The organism is Chitinophaga sp. GbtcB8 (assembly GCF_019091455.1).
In the GTDB taxonomy this organism is placed as follows: domain Bacteria; phylum Bacteroidota; class Bacteroidia; order Chitinophagales; family Chitinophagaceae; genus Chitinophaga.
In genome coordinates this window covers 54,887-72,954 of record NZ_JAGXJN010000031.1, presented here as the reverse complement: position 1 = coordinate 72,954, position 18,068 = coordinate 54,887, and the positions used below count along the sequence as shown (strand labels likewise).

The 18,068-nt window shown below is 45.9% G+C and carries 9 protein-coding genes; all 9 read left to right on the top strand.

The genetic code is table 11. From position 1 onward, the window contains the following. The first annotated feature begins 12 nt into the window (after positions 1–12). The 9 genes from KVT36_RS23225 to KVT36_RS23185 all read left to right on the top strand — a co-directional run bounded on the left by KVT36_RS23225 (position 13) and on the right by KVT36_RS23185 (position 17,831). Positions 13–1,605 carry a RagB/SusD family nutrient uptake outer membrane protein gene (locus KVT36_RS23225; protein ID WP_217605840.1) on the top strand — a complete coding sequence of 531 codons (1,593 nt, stop codon included), beginning with the start codon at positions 13–15 and terminating at the stop codon, positions 1,603–1,605. A gap of 346 nt (positions 1,606–1,951) precedes the next feature. Further along, positions 1,952–5,110, top strand: coding sequence for a TonB-dependent receptor (locus KVT36_RS23220; RefSeq protein WP_217605839.1), 3,159 nt, complete (start codon positions 1,952–1,954; stop codon positions 5,108–5,110). Positions 5,111–5,137: 27 nt separating this feature from the next. Then, positions 5,138–6,712, top strand: a complete 1,575-nt coding sequence (locus KVT36_RS23215; RefSeq protein ID WP_217605838.1) for a RagB/SusD family nutrient uptake outer membrane protein — start codon at positions 5,138–5,140, stop codon at positions 6,710–6,712. Between the two features lie 22 nt (positions 6,713–6,734). Beyond that, complete coding sequence (locus KVT36_RS33035) at positions 6,735–7,955, top strand: glycan-binding surface protein (RefSeq protein ID WP_217605837.1); 1,221 nt, start codon at positions 6,735–6,737, stop codon at positions 7,953–7,955. Positions 7,956–7,983: 28 nt separating this feature from the next. Then, positions 7,984–9,438, top strand: a complete 1,455-nt coding sequence (locus tag KVT36_RS23205) for a cellulase family glycosylhydrolase (RefSeq protein WP_217605836.1) — start codon at positions 7,984–7,986, stop codon at positions 9,436–9,438. A gap of 16 nt (positions 9,439–9,454) precedes the next feature. Beyond that, positions 9,455–11,644 (top strand): glycoside hydrolase family 3 C-terminal domain-containing protein, encoded by a 2,190-nt coding sequence (locus KVT36_RS23200; protein WP_217605835.1) that lies wholly within the window; start codon positions 9,455–9,457, stop codon positions 11,642–11,644. A gap of 21 nt (positions 11,645–11,665) precedes the next feature. Continuing rightward, positions 11,666–14,131: a sugar-binding domain-containing protein gene (locus tag KVT36_RS23195; protein WP_217605834.1), complete on the top strand. Its 2,466-nt coding sequence runs from the start codon at positions 11,666–11,668 to the stop codon at positions 14,129–14,131. Further along, positions 14,124–16,211, top strand: a complete 2,088-nt coding sequence (locus KVT36_RS23190; protein WP_217605833.1) for a beta-galactosidase — start codon at positions 14,124–14,126, stop codon at positions 16,209–16,211. Before KVT36_RS23195 ends, KVT36_RS23190 begins: the two co-directional genes overlap by 8 nt. Before the next feature lie 27 nt (positions 16,212–16,238). Continuing rightward, entirely contained in the window at positions 16,239–17,831 is a 1,593-nt protein-coding gene (locus KVT36_RS23185) for a glycoside hydrolase (protein ID WP_217605832.1), read from the top strand. The last annotated feature ends 237 nt before the right edge of the window (positions 17,832–18,068 follow it).

The window sequence follows — 18,068 nt, the reverse complement described above, 5'->3', positions numbered from 1 at the left end:
AATGAATCAGCAATGAAAAACTTAAAAGTATATATACTGTTTACTGCATTGTTATCATTGATAGCCTGTAGTAAAAGCTTCCTGGATACGGAAGATGTAACATCCGCCACAGAACAGAATTTTTACAAAACACCGGATGATGCCTGGAAAGCGCTGGTAGGCGTATATGATGGATTGCAGCGGATCTGGTCAGGTGGCGTTGCTTTTCCTGTGGCGTCTGTGGTCATGTCCGATGAAGCATTCGGAGGTACCGGTAATGCAGACGGATTCGGTTATCAGATGATGGACGAATTTGACAAGCTCCGCTCACCTTCCGATCAGAATATGTTTGGCGATACCTGGAGTCTTTATTACAAAGCTATTTACCGTGCCAACATGCTTTTGCTGCACATGGACGGGGTGGATTGGAAAGGAAATGACGAGTTACGTAAGACCTATGAAGCGGAAACAAGGTTTATACGGGCATACTGCTATTTTGATATGGTCAGGTTGTGGGGCAATATTCCATTGATCACAAAACCAACTACTGATAATGTGCCGCAGACCGGTGTAGACAGTGTTTACAAGCTCATTACAGATGATCTGAAATTTGCAGCAGCCAATCTTCCCGCCACCAGTTATGGCAGCCAGGATGCCTCCACCCGCGGACGGGTAACCAAATGGGCGGCTGAATCTTTGATAGGCCGTGTATTCCTTTATTACACCGGCGCTTATAACAAAGCAGACCTGGCAGGAGAGGTGTCAAAAGCACAGGCGCTTGCTTACCTGGAGGATGTTATTAACAACGGAGGATTCGGGCTGGTTGACAAATTTGCCAATTTATGGCCTGCCGCCTCTCTCAATAATTACGTAGGAGAGGATAATAAGGAAACCGTGTTTGCCATCAAGTATACCTACACCAGTGATTGGAATGGCAATGTGGATGGCAATAGCTGGATGGTAATGTTCGGTATCCGTATCCAGAATATTTACCCGTATGGAATGGGCTGGGGAGGCGCAACCGTGAACCCTAAGCTTTGGAATGCCTATGCCCCGGATGACAGCCGGAGAAATGCCTCTATTATTTCTATAAAGGATGAAGGACTTGATTTTCAGAATATAAAAGATCAAAGGGAGTATACAGGCTACTGCATTAAAAAATATACACCAATGTCTGATGCGGCAGGAAAAAGCCTTGCTGAAAAAATGGGTGGCGCAAGCTTCATGATCAGTCAGTTCCAGGATTATGTATCTATCCGTTACGCCGATGTATTGTTAATGGCTGCTGAATTAGGTGCTGCCGGCGCGCAAAATTACTTTGATGATGTACGCAAAAGAGCATTGGGTACCAGCTTTGTGCAGCTCCCGGTAAACCAGGCAAATATTATGAATGAAAGAAAGCTGGAGTTTGCAGGAGAAGGGATCCGTTATTGGGATCTGCTTCGCCAGGGCGTAAATGTTGCGGCAGCGGCCATTGCCGAATCAGCGACCGTTCAAAATGGAGGGGTGAATACAACCAAAACCATTCTGGCATCAAAGGTCACAGAAACAAAGGGCCTGGTGCAAATACCTTATACACAGATCACTTTGTCAAATAACGTATTAAAACAAAATGCGGGATGGTAAAAGGCTGATTTAGATCGTTCACCAGGGGGCTGTTTGTAACATTTTAGCCCCCTGGTTGAATCATTTGACCCCCGGGTTTCAAAGAGTACAACAATAACTTTACAATATTCAATCCACGTATATGAAACTACAACTGCTGCAGCTTCGCCTGTCTGCCTATACCTTGTTCAGGGACTTATTAACCGGATCTTCCACCTATAGTGGAGGTCCTGCGGACCAGATTATCTATCCTATCCCTATACCTGCTGGTTCACCCCAACCAGTCAGGCTCAGATCCATCCGGATGAAATGCCATCCCCGCTGAAGAATAAAGGATAATCATCTAGTCAAGTTAAAATTATTAAGTATGAAGTCAACCAAAATGATTCGCTTGCGAATACTGCCGCTATTGGGTATTCTTTTGGGATCCCTTTTCAGCATAAACCTCTCTGCACAAACAATAAAGATCAGTGGTACAATCATCAATCAAAGTAACTCCACACCGGTTCCGGGAGCAACGGTTAGCGTAAAGAGCACCCGGCGCTTTGCCATCACCGATGAAGCGGGAAAATTTACGATCGATGCGTCAACAGGGGACGTATTAGTGATTACAATGATAGGCTACCTGAAAAAAGAAGTAGTGGTTGATAAAAGCGCTTCCATTCAGGTGAAGCTGGCTGAAAATGTTTCACAGCTGGAGGACGTGGTGGTAATTGGGTATGGCAAAATAAAACGGCCGGACGTTACCGGCGCCATATCTTCTGTTTCCGGTGATGAGATCCGTAAAACACAACCTGTAACCTTTGATCAGGCCTTACAGGGAAAGGTGCCGGGATTAGTAGCTCAGCAAATATCAGGTCAGCCAGGTGGAGCAGTATCTGTTCAGATCCGGGGCTTGTCTTCTTTTGGCGGAGGTTCGCCCATGTATGTAATAGATGGGGTCATTATTGGCGGCACAGCCACATTGGGCGCAGGCGTCAATCCATTGGCCGGTATCAATCCTTCTGAAATTGAATCCATTGATGTATTGAAAGACGCATCTGCAACGGCAATTTATGGGTCCCAGGCAACAAATGGCGTAATAGTAATAACCACCAAAAGAGGACAAGTCGCTCCGCCAAGCATTTCCTATGATATGTATACCGGCTACCAGCAAATACCTAAAAAGCTGCCTGTGATGAATTTAAGGGAATATGCCACTTTTATAAATGAAAGAAATACAGGTTTAGGCTGGGGCTTTGATACCCGGCCGGAGTTTGTAAATCCAAAATATCTGGGCGGGGGAACTAACTGGCAGAAAGAGCTTTTTAGAAATGCACCAATGTCCAACCATACGTTGACAATCAGTGGGGGAGATGCAAGAACACAATACCTGCTGTCCGGCTCTTATTTCAACCAGGAAGGTATTGCCCTGGGGTCCGATTTCCGCAGGATCTCGTTAAGGCTGAACCTTGACAATAGAACAACCAACTGGCTAAAGATAGGTACCAGCCTGCAGCTTATTAGTATCAAAGAAAATGTGAATTCAACCAGCTCTAATGTAATTGGTACCGCATTAAGCCAGACACCGGATATCGCTGTGAAAAATGAGGATGGCAGCTGGGGCGGCGCCTATAACCCGAATGGATGGGTTAATAGTACCGTGAACCCGTATGCGATTGCCCTTATTAATAAAGACCAGGTAAACAGGAAGCAGCTTTTTGGTAATTTATATGCAGAAATTGCTTTTACCAAAGATCTGATCCTCCGGAATGAGGCAACAGCCAGCTTTTCAATGGCAACGGAAGACCGGTTTAACCCTTCCTATACCTTTGGCCTGGTAAAAAATAATACTAACAGCGCATCTTATAATTTTTCGCAAAGCCTGTTTACAACCATCAGGAACTATTTTACCTATGCACATCTGTTTAAAGATAAATACAATGTAAATGTGTTGCTGGGCCATGAAGCGCAGCTAAGCACCAATGAAGCTTCTTCCGCCGGAAGATCGAATTTCCCATCCAACAGTGTGCAGGTGATCAGCAGCGGGGATCCTACTACCGCCACCAATTCCGGCAGCAAGGGGCAAAGCGCCCAGGAATCATACTTTGGCCGTATAAACCTGGGGATCAATGATAAATACCTGTTTACCGCCAATCTCCGGGCAGACGGATCTTCAAAGTTCGCTTCTGAAAACCGCTGGGTAAATACCTACTCAGGAGCATTTGCCTGGAAGATCAATAATGAAGGATTTCTGCAGTCTGCAAAAAGTATTAATGAACTAAAGCTGCGCCTGGGTTATGGTTTAACGAATAATCAAAATATCCGGGATTATGCCTATACCTCCACCCTGGCTACTGTGGCCACCGGGCTTACAGGCATTGCACAGCTTACCCAGAATGTGGGCAATCCGTATGTACAATGGGAAAAAACAAAATATGCAAACATAGGGCTGGATGGTACGCTTTTTAACTGGAGATTAAATTTCTCCGTGGACGTTTACAATCGCAGAACCGATGGTCTTGTATTACAGATCCCCCTGCCATTGTATTCCGGTACAGCGATCGGTTATGCACCAGGCTCCCTGGATGCCCCGTATGTAAATGTGGGCACCGTTAATAACAAAGGTTTTGACTTCAGAATTAGCTCAACCAATGTTAAAAGCAAAAGTTTTACCTGGAAAACAGATGTAACCGTTTCGCGCAATATTAATGAGGTGCTGAAGCTCAATACAGATGGCGCCTCACTGGACAGGCAGTATAGTAAAACGGTTGTAGGCAGGTCTATTGGCGGGTTTTACGGATATGTTGTTGACGGAGGCGTGTTTGCAACAAAAGAAGATTTTAAGACCCACGCATTACCCACTAAAAATGGTGTGCCCCTGCCGGTAGGCGCTGCCGGTGGCAGTATCTGGTATGGTGATCTGAAATTCAAAGACTTTAATGGTGATGGCGTTATTAATGAACATGATCAAACGTTCCTGGGTTCTCCCATACCTAAATACCAGCTGGGTTTAAATAATACCTTCTCCTATAAGAATTTTGATCTGAATATATTCTTCACTGCAAACACCGGCAATAAAGTATATAACCAGCTGCGTGTGAACGGAGAATATCCTGGTACAAGTTTTGGCTACCTCAGGGCGCTCTCAAACTATGCAAAGCTAACCCTGATCGACCCCAACGGATCTGCTACCGATATTAATAATATACAGGTAACAAACCCCGATACCAGGATCCCCGGGATCAGAAATGATAATACCAATGATAATAACAGGAACTCTGACAAGTTTGTGGAAAACGGCACTTTTTTACGGTGTAAGAATATTTCTTTAGGATATACCCTCCCTGAAAAGCTGATTTCGAAAGCCAATATTAAATATGTGAGAGTTTATTTCAACGTTTCAAATGCTTTCATTCTTACAAGCTACAAGGGAATGGATCCTGAGATCGGATCCTGGGATCCGCTAAGCGCAGGTATTGACGGCGGTTATTATCCGCAGCCACGGGTGTATACCATTGGCGCCAACATCAAATTGAGTAAGTAAATATTCATCTGTTTAATATAAATAGTTATGAAATCGATATTGGACAAAATAATTGCTTTCCTGTTAACTGCAATAGTTATAACAGGATGCTCCAAAAGTTTTTTAGATCGTCCGCCCCTGTCGCAAATAAGTGCTGATAACTTTTATCAAACTCCCAATGATCTCAGATTGGCAACAGCTGCATTGTATGCCGGTACGCCCTGGGCCGACTGGAATTATAACTGTTATTTACCTGTAGGCGATGTGCTGAGCGGGAACATGGCGGTTGGTTACTGGGGAGATGCCGTGCAGCTTAACACTTTTACAATTACCGGCTTAAATGGCATCATGATCTCTAACTGGAAAGGGATGTATAATGTTATTGCACACTGTAATGTTACCATTAATGCCATCACGCAAAAGGCGCCCAATACCATCCCTGACAAGGACAAGAATGCTGCTATTGCCGAAGCCCGCTTTATACGTGGATTTGCCTATTATAATCTGGCGGTGTTATGGGGTGCTGTACCTGTTATTGAGGATAACAGTAAGCTGATCATATCTCCATTGATCAACCGCATAAAAACAGAAGATGTATTTAAGTTCGCAATTAATGACCTGACTTTTGCAGCAGAAAACCTACCGCCTGCCGATGCCGCAGGAAGGGTTACTTCCTGGTCGGCGCAAGGCATGTTAAGCAAGGTTTATTTAACAGCAGCCGGGTTAAACCGCAGCGGCTCCCGGGATCAGGCTTACCTGGATAGTGCAAGAAAATACGCAGGAAATGTATGTAAGAATAGCGGCCTGGCGCTGGTAGCTAATTATGCCGATCTCTTTAAAAGCCAGTTTAATGATAATCCGGAATCATTGTTTGCATTACAATGGGCCCCGGGTGGTGGTTGGCTGGAAGGAAATATGCTGCAGATCTATTCTCCGGGTGGTACGGAAATATCTGCCAATGGCTCGGCCGGCTGGTTTAACATCCGCCCAACTATAGATATGTACCAGCTCTACACCACTAAAGATTCTATAAGACGTAAGGCTACTTTTATGATCAATGGTGATTATTACCCCGAGCTGAACGCAGCAGGCGGAGGATATAAATTTACAGGTGATTGCGGTTTGAAGAAGCATATTGTCGGTACAAACAAGGATAATAATGCGCCCACCATGAACCTGACCTCCTCTACAGAACACAATGTATTATTAAGGCTGGCGGATGTGTATCTCCTTTATGCTGAAGCCATACTTGGCAACAATGGTTCCAGTGCGGACGGTGAAGCGCTGCTTTACTTTAACAAAGTGCGTGAAAGGGCTGGCATTGCTCCAACCACTAAAATAGATATTGATACCCTGATTAATGAGAGAAGGATTGAGCTGGCAGGAGAGGGGCAATATTGGATAGACCTGGTCAGGTTGTCTTATTACAACCCGGCAAAGGCAATCAGTAAATTAAACGGGGAAAAGCGTGTAACATTTACGCTGCCAAATGGTGTTTTAACACCTGCAGATCCATATGGTGTTATTACACCTGCAACTATTCAAAGCTTCACTTTCCCGATACCTTCTTCTGAGGTTACTGCCAACCCGAAATTGTTGGAGCCACCGGTATCCTATTATTAAGCAATACTAAAAACATTATACCGTGAACAAAATAATATTCAACCAAAACTATAGAAGGTTACTGTTCTTAGCGCTTGCTGTGGCCTTTGCATGCATGCAGTCCGGCTGTAAGAAGGAGGCAATGGACGGCGGCGCTCCTGTTATAACAAGTGTCAGGAATTATGCAGCCTCGCCTGCCGATACGCTTGTGAATAACATCACTACCGGTCAATGGGTAGTATTGATCGGCCATAATTTGAAAGATGCTGTACAGGTGTCCTTCAATGGCATACCTGCTAACATCAATAGCGTTATGTTCTCTGATACCAGCGCTGCCGTGCTGGTACCCGCGGTGATCCCTTTTCCATCCGTGTCTCCGGAAGAGCTGAATACCATCCACTATGTTACCCGCAAGGGGGCTACCACCTTTACATTCGGCATTGTAGCCCCGCCGCCCACCGTCACAAGCATTTCCAACGAAAATGCCAATGAGGGTGATTCCGTTTATATCAACGGGTTGAATTTATTTTTTATACAGGAACTAACCTTTGCCGGTACACCGGTTACGAAATTCAGCACAGCGGGCGATGGTACTTCCATTGGATTTGTATTGCCCGCGCTTACACAAAGCGGACGGGTAGTGGTGGTTACAAAATCCGGCACAGCTTCCACTCCCTTTAATGTGAATGATGCTACAACAGGGATGCTCTGTGATTTTGACAAGACAAATACTTTCAGCTGGGGTACCGGCATTGAAAACAGCAGCGTCAATTTTCCCGGCAACAGGGGCAATTACGCGGTGCTGAGCAATGGTATTTTGCCGGCCGGCGATGGCACCTGGTGGGACTCGCAACGCAGTATGAATACCAACGACGTACAGTGGGTGCCTGTGGATAGCTTAGGCCTTTCACTGGATGACTATGGCCTTAAGTTTGAGATCAGTGTTCCCACCGCATGGACCGGTACTTCTATTTATGTAATAAAAGGTTATGCATTTGACTATATGGCCCGCTATGAGCCCTGGCAGGGTACCAATAACACGGTAACTGCTTTCACTACAAAGGGCTGGCGTACCGTAACCATTCCATTATCCATGTTCAGGAACAATGACGGTAAAGGTTCGGCCGCTGCAAGCCTGATCGCTTTGCTGGGCGCCAGTGGCAATGGAGCAATAAATATTCAGACCAAGAACTTTTCCGCTTCACCATCGGCTTCCGGCCTAAAGGCCGCTATTGATAATATCCGGATAGTGAAGATTAAATAAGGCAAAATTTTTAACCAAATACACAAATATGAAAACCAGAAGTTGGTATGCGCTTACAGGCCTTATAATTATGGCTGTAATGTCGGCATACTGTAGTAAAAAGAATGTTATTACGCCCGAATTGTCGGTTTCTTCATCTGAAATTGTTTTTCAGGCAAATGGGGGCGCATCTGATGTTACTATCACCAGTAACGTACAATGGAACATCAGCAACCCCGCTTCTTCCTGGCTGCAATTGAGCAAAACAGGCGGCAATAGCAGCCCTGCTTCCATTCAATTGACCGCTGCAGCCAATACTACAGGCGCTTCCCGTTCAGCAGTGCTGGAGGTTAACGCGGGAAATAGCCAGGTGCGCAGGATCAATGTAACACAAGCCAGTAGCTTATATCCTGGCTATAATACATCGCCCGCAGCGGCTGATGCAACCGGCATGGGAAGTACCGCCGTGCAATTGGCTGCCAAATTTAAGCTGGGCTGGAACATTGGAAATACGCTGGAAGCAATTGGCGGGGAAACCGCCTGGGGAAATCCTCAGATCAGTGAAAGTTATATCAAGGCTGTAAAAGCGCAGGGATTTAACGCCATCCGCCTGCCCTGTTCATGGGACTATTATTCCGATAAAGCCACCGCTAAGATCCAGGATACCTGGCTTAACCGGGTAAAACAGGTGGTGCAATATTGTGTGAATAACGATATGTATGTGCTGCTCAATATCCATTGGGACGGTGGCTGGCTGGAAAACAATATTAACGCCCAGAAGAAGGATTCGGTGAATGCCAAGCAACAGGCTTTCTGGGAACAGATTGCTACGGCCATGCGTGATTTTGATGAGCACTTAATGTTTGCAAGCGCCAATGAACCCGCTGCCGACAATGCTGATCAGGTGGCAGTATTGGCCAGCTATCATCAAACCTTCGTTAACGCAGTGCGTTCCACCGGCGGACGTAACAGCTACCGGGTGTTGGTGGTGCAGGGGCCCTCAACGAATATTGAAAAAACATATGACCTGATGAATACCCTTCCCACAGATCCTGCGAAAGACCGCATGATGGTGGAAGTACATTATTATTCCCCTTCCCAGTTCTGTTTGCTGATGGATGGCGACGCCACCTGGGGTAAAATGTTTTACTACTGGGGTACCGGGCATCATTCAACCATTGAGCCTGAGCGCAATGCCACCTGGGGAGAGGAAAGTGATGTGAACGCCTCCATGGCCAGAATGAAAACGAAATACACCGATAAACAGATCCCTGTTATAATGGGCGAATATGGAACCTACAGGCGTGGTAACAGTAAGTATATCCCCAAAGATCTGGCCACCCACAATGATGCCGTGGATTATTGGCTGACCTATGTAACCAAACAGGCCATAGCTAATGGTCTTAAACCTTTTTACTGGGATACAGGTGGTGCTTTGGACAGGCGGAATAATACCGTGCTGGATCAACGCACCATTGACGCCATTGTGGCGGGTGGTAAATAACTGAACTGGAAATTTAATGAAATTGAAAAAAGCAGTAAGGCAATTTGTGCTCGGTTTAGCAGGCGTAATGATGGCAGGTATGGCCCATGCGCAGCTTTTGACAAACGAAAAAATGCAGGAGGAAAAGATCCGCTCATGGATCAGCCAAATGACGCTGGCGGAAAAAGTTAGCCTCCTGCATGGAAATTCAAAATTTTATGTATCGGGAATAAAAAGATTAAGTATTCCTGAATGGGCATTGAGCGATGGGCCTCACGGCGTGCGTGCGGAAATAAACCGGCATAACTGGGCTTATGCCGGATGGACCAATGATTCCGCTACCTGTTTCCCACCAGGTACAGCCCTGGCAGCTACCTGGAATCCCCGGCTGGCTTATGAGCGTGGAATTGTATTGGGTGAAGAAGCACGTTTCCGGAAAAAAGATATCTTATTGGGGCCCGGTATCAACATCATCCGTTCGCCGCTTTGTGGAAGGAATTTCGAGTACATGAGCGAAGATCCGTTCCTTATTTCAAGAATGTCGGTTGCCTATATCAAAGCATTGCAGTCAAAAGATGTGGCGGTAAGTGTAAAACACTGGCTGGCTAATAACCAGGAAACGCACAGGGATTCTATTGACGTGCATATGAGCGAAAGGGCATTGCGTGAAATTTATTTGCCGGCATTTAAAGCGTCGGTAACCGAAGGCGGAGCCTACACCGTAATGGCCGCATACAATAAGTTCAGAGGGAACTGGTGTGCTGAGAATGAGTATCTGAATAGGGAGATCCTTCGTAAAGAATTTGGTTTTAAAGGCGTGCTGATGACCGACTGGGCGGCCGCACATTCAACCATAAAATCCGCCTTAACCGGCCTTGACCTGGAAATGGGAACGGATAAAAGGGATTACAACGAATGGTATTTCGCTGATCCATTGATCCGCGCAGTGGAAGAAGGGAAAGTGCCTGTGGCCATTGTGGATGAAAAAGTAGCAAATGTGCTGCGGGTGATGATAAAAACAAAAATGTTTGATGAAGAAAAACGGGAAAAAGGAACAATGAATACGCCGCAGCATCAGCAGGCCGCATATAACGATGCCGCTGAAGCAGCCGTGTTATTGCAAAACAACGGGCACCTGCTTCCGCTGGATTTCAATAAAATAAGATCCATTGCCGTGATTGGAGATAATGCTACACGTAAGCATTGCAATGGCGGGCTTAGCTCCGAAATAAAAGCCCTGTATGAAATCACTCCGCTGGACGCTATCCGGAAAAAATTTGGAGCTGCGGTGAAAATAAATTTTGCACAGGGGTATGAAAAGCAATCCACTTTCAAAGAAGGCAGCAATGCCGGGCAAACCAGCTCGGATAGGGTTAACTGGAAGCTGATCGATGAAGCGGTAGCAGTGGCAAAGGAATCGGAAGTTGTGATCATTTTCGGAGGCTTAAATCATGATTTTGATACAGAATCTTCCGATAAGCAAAATATGGACCTGCCTTACGGGCAGGATGTGCTGATCCGTGAAGTGGCCAAAGCAAACCCTAAAACAGTGGTTGTTATTATTGCCGGTTCACCGGTAAAGTTATCAGGGATTGTTTATCGCGTGCCTGCTATATTATGGTCATGGTTCGGTGGAATGGAGGCCGGGAATGCTGTTGCTGATCTGCTGAGCGGTAAAGTAAATCCATCCGGTAAGCTGCCGTTCACATTGCCGGTATCCCTGGACCAATCACCCGCTCATGCATTAGGCAATTTTCCGGGTAAAAACCTCCAGGTAAATTATGAGGAAGATATTTTAGTAGGATACCGTTGGTTTGATACAAAGAAAATTGTTCCTCAATTCCCATTTGGTTATGGGCTTTCTTATACCGGTTTTTCAATAAGTCATTTTTCTACGGACAAAACCAGCTATGGAAAAGGAGAGACCATCCATGCAAAATGCACCGTAAAAAATACAGGCTCCCGGTATGGAGCAGAGGTTGCACAGCTCTACGTCAGCGATCCGGTTTGTGCTGTTTTGCGCCCCGGAAAAGAGCTGAAGGCTTTTGAAAAAACTTTTCTGCGGCCTGGGGAAGCAAAAACACTTGAGCTGAATGTAAAAGTTGCGGATCTGGCTTTTTATGACGAAGCCCAAAAGGCCTGGAACGTGGAAGCAGGTGAATTTGTATTACACATCGGCAATGCATCAAATAATATTTCAGGCTCGGTGAAAATTTTAGTTAAATAGAATTTACAGGAATTGTAATACATGAAAAAGTTTACAGGAGTTGTAGCGGCATTGATTGCAACATTTTTTTTCCAGTCGTTATGTTATGCCCGGATAGCTTTACCCAAAGCAGATCCTTCCGGCCCTCTTGTCCGGAAGCAATTATTTGATGATAGCTGGAAGTTCTTTTTAGGCGATATTCCTGAAGCCAGGTTAAAAGACTTCAGAGATGAAGGTTGGCGTAACCTCAATTTACCGCATGATTGGAGCATAGAAGGAAATATAAGTCCCAAAAATCCAACGGGAGGTGGAGGCGGATACTTTCCTGCAGGTGTAGGCTGGTACCGGAAAACCTTTCAGGTTCCGGGGGAATGGAAGGATAAACATATCTCCATTTATTTCGAGGGTGTTTACATGAACTCCGAGGTTTTTATCAATGGGCAATCTCTTGGTATTTACCCATACGGCTATTCTTCGTTTAGTTATGACCTTTCCCCTTTTTTGGAGTTTGGGCAGGAGAATGTTATAGCAGTAAGGGTAGATAATTCTCAGCAGATGAACAGCCGCTGGTATAGCGGCTCCGGGATCTATCGCCATGTTTGGATGATGGTTACGGGCCCCGTGCATGTGGCGCAATGGGGTGTTGCAATTTCAACGCCCGATGTTACTTCAAAAAAGGCAGCTGTACAGGTAAGAACGCAGGTGAAAAATGAAACAGCTACTGCCCAAAGTATTGTGCTTAAAACCCTTCTCTGGAATAAAAATTCAAAAAATGCAGGCGCCGACCAGGTGAAGGTGGAGCTGCCCGCTAATAGTGAAAAGGAAATTACCCAAACCATACAGGTACCGGCGCCTTTGCTTTGGTCACCGGAGGCTCCCAATTTATACCAGGCACAGATCCAGGTGTTACAGGATAAAAAGGTAGTGGACGATACCCAAACCGCTTTCGGCATCCGTTCTATAAAGTTTACTGCTGAAAATGGGTTTCAGCTTAATGGCAAAACGGTAAAAATAAACGGTGGCTGTGCCCATCATGATAATGGTTGCTTAGGCGCTGCCGCTTTTGACCGTGCAGAGGAACGCAAGGTTGAGCAGCTGAAGGCTGCCGGGTTCAACGCGGTAAGAACTTCCCATAATCCCCCTTCCGAAGCTTTTTTAGATGCTTGTGATAAATTGGGTATGCTGGTGATGGATGAAGCATTTGATTGCTGGAGAAAGGGAAAAACAAAGCATGATTATGCCATGTATTTTGATAAGTGGTGGAGCCGTGATCTGGGATCAATGGTGCTGCGCGATCGTAATCATCCCGCTGTTATTATGTGGAGTATAGGTAATGAGATACCGGAGAGAAGTGAGCCTGAAGCAGTAAATACTGCAAAAATGCTTGCAGAATGTATAAAGAAAATAGATAGTTCACGCCCCGTTACATCGGCTATTGTAGAAAATGGTAAGGATTGGGCAGCGTTTGATCCGCTGATGGCGGTACACGATGTTGCCGGTTATAATTATCACCTGTTTGCTGCACCCTCAGACCATCAACGGGTTCCTTCACGTATGATCGTTCAAACGGAATCCTACCCGAAAGATGCCTTTACAAACTGGAAGCTGGTACAGGATAACAGTTATGTTATCGGAGATTTTGTGTGGACAGCCATTGATTACCTGGGCGAATCGGGAATAGGCCGCTGGTACTACTCCGGCGATGTTCCCGGCGAACATTGGGAGCATGATTTTTTCCCCTGGCATGCTGCTTATTGTGGTGATATAGACCTGGTTGGATGGAGAAAACCCATATCGCATTATAGAAGCATGTTGTATAATAATGATGAAAAGCTCTACATGGCTGTCAGGGAGCCGGCTCCGGAACCCATTGAGATCAAAGAAACCTGGTGGTCCGTATGGCCTACCTGGGAAAGCTGGACATGGCCGGGATCTGAGGGCAGGAATGTGCAGGTGGAAGTTTATTCCAAATATCCCAAAGTCCGGCTTTACCTCAACAACAAGCTTATTGATGAACAGCTAACCACCATTGAACAACAGTTTAAGGCAACCTTCTCTGTGCCTTATTCACCAGGTGTACTGAAAGCAGTTGGTGTGGAAAGTAATAAGGAAGCTGGATCGGCCACGCTCCAAACGGCCGGTGCTGCAGCAGCAATAAAACTCACTGCCGACCGGAAAGAAATACTGGCAAACGGGGAGGACCTGGTTTATGTTACCATTGAAATAACGGACAAGGATGGAATATTTCAGCCCAATGCTGCAAACCGTTTGCATTTTAAAATAGACGGACCGGCGGTTATTGCAGGAATAGCGAATGCCGACATCAAAGATACTGATCCCTATGTAGGGGATTCACGTAAAGCATGGCACGGAAGGGCATTAGCTGTGATCCGCAGTACGCAGCGTACCGGGGATATTAAGCTTGCGGTTAGTTCACCCGGTTTGCCGGAAAGTACTATCAGCATTAAAGCAAATACTATTACAAACAACAGATCTTCAGATGAATAAATACGCAATACTCTTTGTTATAACTCTTCTGATCTCAGGATTAAACGCAGCTGCGCAGGAAGGCAACCGCTTTTTTCCTGAGAAAGATCTCATCACAACCGGCATCTATTATTATCCTGAGCATTGGAACGAAAATCAATGGGAACGGGATATAAAGAAGATTGCCGGTATGGGTTATGAGTTTGTGCACCTGGCGGAGTTTGCCTGGTTTAAAATGGAACCCGAAGAAGGGAAATTTGAATTTAACTGGCTGGATAAGGTAATAGCGCTTTGCACGAAATACAACCTGAAAGTGATGATGTGCACACCTTCTGCAGCCACCCCTGCCTGGATGAGGGTTAAATATCCTGAAACTTTTGTAATGGATGGCCATTATATCCGCGCTGAGCATGGCACACGCGGGTTAGGGTCAATTGTTAATCCTGCCTACCGGCGGTTTGTAGCAGCCATTGTAACAGAAATGGCTAAACGCTATGGACAGCATAAAAATGTGACCGGCTGGCAGCTGGATAATGAGCCGGATGCTAAACCCGATTATAGTCCCTCTTCGCAGGAAGCCTTCCGGCAATGGCTAAAGAGCAAATACAAAACCATTGAGGCATTGAATGCTGCCTGGGGCGCTGCGTTCTGGAGCCAGTGGTACGATAGTTTTGACCAGGTTATCATTCCTAATACCAACCTGGTAGGCTGGTGGGGCAATAACCCGCATGCCTTGCTTGATTTTAAAAGATATTCGGCAGATGCCCAGGCGGAGTTCCTGGATTTTGAGGCAGCAACATTGCGGAGCTACATTTCTAAGGAGCAGTTTGTAACAACCAACTATACAGCGGTTTCCACAGGTGCTGATCCGCGGCGGACGAATAAGCTTGATTTTGCCACTTATACCGCTTATCCGAATGGAGGCAGCAATAATATCGGGGAGCTGGGCTTTCGTTTGGGAAACAGTAAGGTAATTCTCTTTGCCGCTGAATATTATAAAACCGTAGGTGGCGTATCCGGCGTAATGGAAATTCAGCCCGGGCCGGTGAACTGGGGCAGCTACAACCCGCTGCTTTTACCGGGTACCGTACGTATGTGGCTGTACCACACCTTTGCTGCAGGTGGAAAACTGGCCTCTTCTTACCGGTTCCGCCAGATCAATTATAGTGCAGAGCAATACCATGCCGGCGTAATACAACCGGATGGTGTAACCCCTTCACAGGGCGGTGAGGAGTATATGCAATTCATGAAAGAAATAAAAGCGCTGCGCAAACAATATAAGCCGGGTGTTACCATGCCGGCAAAGCTGGCCGCCCGGTCAACGGCCATTCTGTGGAACCTGGAAAATTACTGGACTATTGACCGGCAAAAACAAACCTGGCAATGGGATACCTGGAATTACCCGGTTAAATTCCTTGAAATAGCAAAATCATTCGGTGCGCCGGCAGATGTGATCCCCGAAACCGCTGACCTGTCTAAATACAGGTTTGTGATAGTACCAGCCTACGAAATGGCTGACAGTGCTTTGGTGAAGAAATGGAGTGAATATGCGGCAAATGGAGGGCATTTGATCATTACCTGCCGTACCGCAACCAAAGACCGCGTGGGACATTTTTGGGAGGCGGAATGGGCTGCTCCCATATCCGCACTTATAGGGGCGCAGGTAAAAGCAACCGATATGCTTTCAAATACCGGCAAAGGAGAGATCCTTATGGGACAGGACCATTACGGCTGGAACAACTGGGCCGATCTGCTGGCGCCGGATAAGAACACGGAAACACTTGCTGTATTCGATAACCAGTTTTATAAAGGAAAAGCAGCAGTAGTAAAACATAAGGTTGGTAAAGGCACTGTAACCTATATAGGTGTGGATACAGATGATTCAAAACTGGAACAGGACGTGCTGCGCGGCATTTATACCAGTGCAGGCGCTGCCACTGAAAATTATCCGCCCGGCATATATGTTTACTGGCGGGATGGTTTTTATGTAGCGGTAAATTATTCCCCGGATAGTTATACCATGAACATGCCTGGAACAGCCAGGATTATGGTAGGTGAAAAAGTATTGCAACCCGGTGGAGTGCTGGTCTGGACTGAATAGTTATAAGAAAGATAAAAGGCTTTAAGAATGAAAAAGAATCTAATCCTGTTGACGACCCTGTTTGCTTCCATTTCAGGAACACTGGTTGCCCAAACGGCAAAACGCAGCGGGCTGGCCGTGCAGGAACGGGCAATTAATATTGATTTCAACAAAACAGCAGGGAAGCTCAATACCATGTTCAATGAGTGTGTGGGCGCAGGCCGTGCCAACGAAGGGTTACGGGCAGATTGGCAGCAGCAGCTTGCATATGTAAGAAAAGAATGTGGTTTCAGGTATATCCGCATGCACGGGCTGTTAACAGATGACATGGCTGTATATACAGAGGATAGTAAAGGTAAGCCGGTTTACAACTATATGTATATTGATGCTTTGGTTGATTTTTTACAAAGCATTGGCATGAAACCCTTTATTGAGCTGGGCTTTATGCCTTCGGCGCTGGCCAGTGGCTCCAAAACCATCTTCTGGTGGCGGGGTAATGTAACTCCTCCGAAGGATTACGAAAAATGGGGCGCACTGGTGCAGGATCTTACCCGGCATTTTACAGAACGTTACGGCGCCAGCGAAGTAAAGACCTGGTATTTTGAAGTTTGGAATGAGCCTAACCTGGATGGTTTCTGGGCAGGGACGCAGGAAGACTACTTCAAATTATACACCTATAGTGCTAAAGCTATTAAAAGCGTTAATTCATCTTATCGCGTTGGAGGGCCGGGAACCGCCGGTGCTGCCTGGGAACCGGAAATGATTGCATACTGCCGGAAGAATAATGTACCTATAGATTTTATAAGCACTCATGCCTATGGTGTAAAGCAGGGATATCTCGACGAATTTGGCAATTCAGGTACCGTGCTCGATAAAAGCCCCATGAGTGTGAGTGGTGATGTGCTGCAGTCACGAAAAGAAATTGCCGCTTCGTCAATGCCTGACCTGGAGCTCCATTACACCGAATGGAGCGCATCCTATACTCCGGCTGATCCTATTCATGACAGCTATCACGAAGCAGCCTATGTACTGCAAAAGCTGAAACAGGTTGGTACGGCTGCCAGCTCAATGTCGTACTGGGTGTTTACAGATATTTTTGAAGAGCCCGGCCCCCGCTTTACACCCTTTCATGGAGGTTTTGGAATGCTGAACATCCAGGGTATTAACAAACCTGTATTCTATGCATACCAGTTTATGAACCGGCTGGGAAATATTGAATTGGCAAATACAGATCCCACTTCATGGGTTTGCAGGGATTCAACCGGAAATATACAGGCGCTGGCCTGGGATTTTACCAACACGCATCCTGGAGATTCCGTACATAATCAGCAATATTATATCCGTGATCTTCCTTCAAAGCCAAAAGGAAAATTGAAGCTCAATATTGCAAACGTACCTGCCGGAACGTATGCGCTTGAAGTATATAAAGTAGGTTATCACTGCAACGATGCTTATTCCACTTATCTCTCCCTGGAGAAACCCGCACAGCTTACCAGGCAGCAGGTGGAGCAGATTAAATCGCAGAATGACGGCAGGCCGGTTTCAAAAGAGATCATAAAAGTGAAAGAAGGAACCCCTTTTTCAAAGGAGCTGGAAATCCGAGAGAACGATGTTTACTTTCTGAATTTAATAAGAATTTAACCACCCTGAAAACCACGAATGTTATGAAAAACTCCTTACGCATGTTATCCAATGCATGCTGCAGAATTGGTTAAAAACATCTAAGATTATTAAAGTAGATTAGAGGGAAATAATACTTTGAGCTAAAGATTAATAATAGTATGATTCGGAAAATTTGTAAGGCAATAACGGTAATAGCATGTTTAGCTGTGAGTGGTTATGCTCAAACCACCGCCCCCGGTCTCTGCGGTCCGGTTC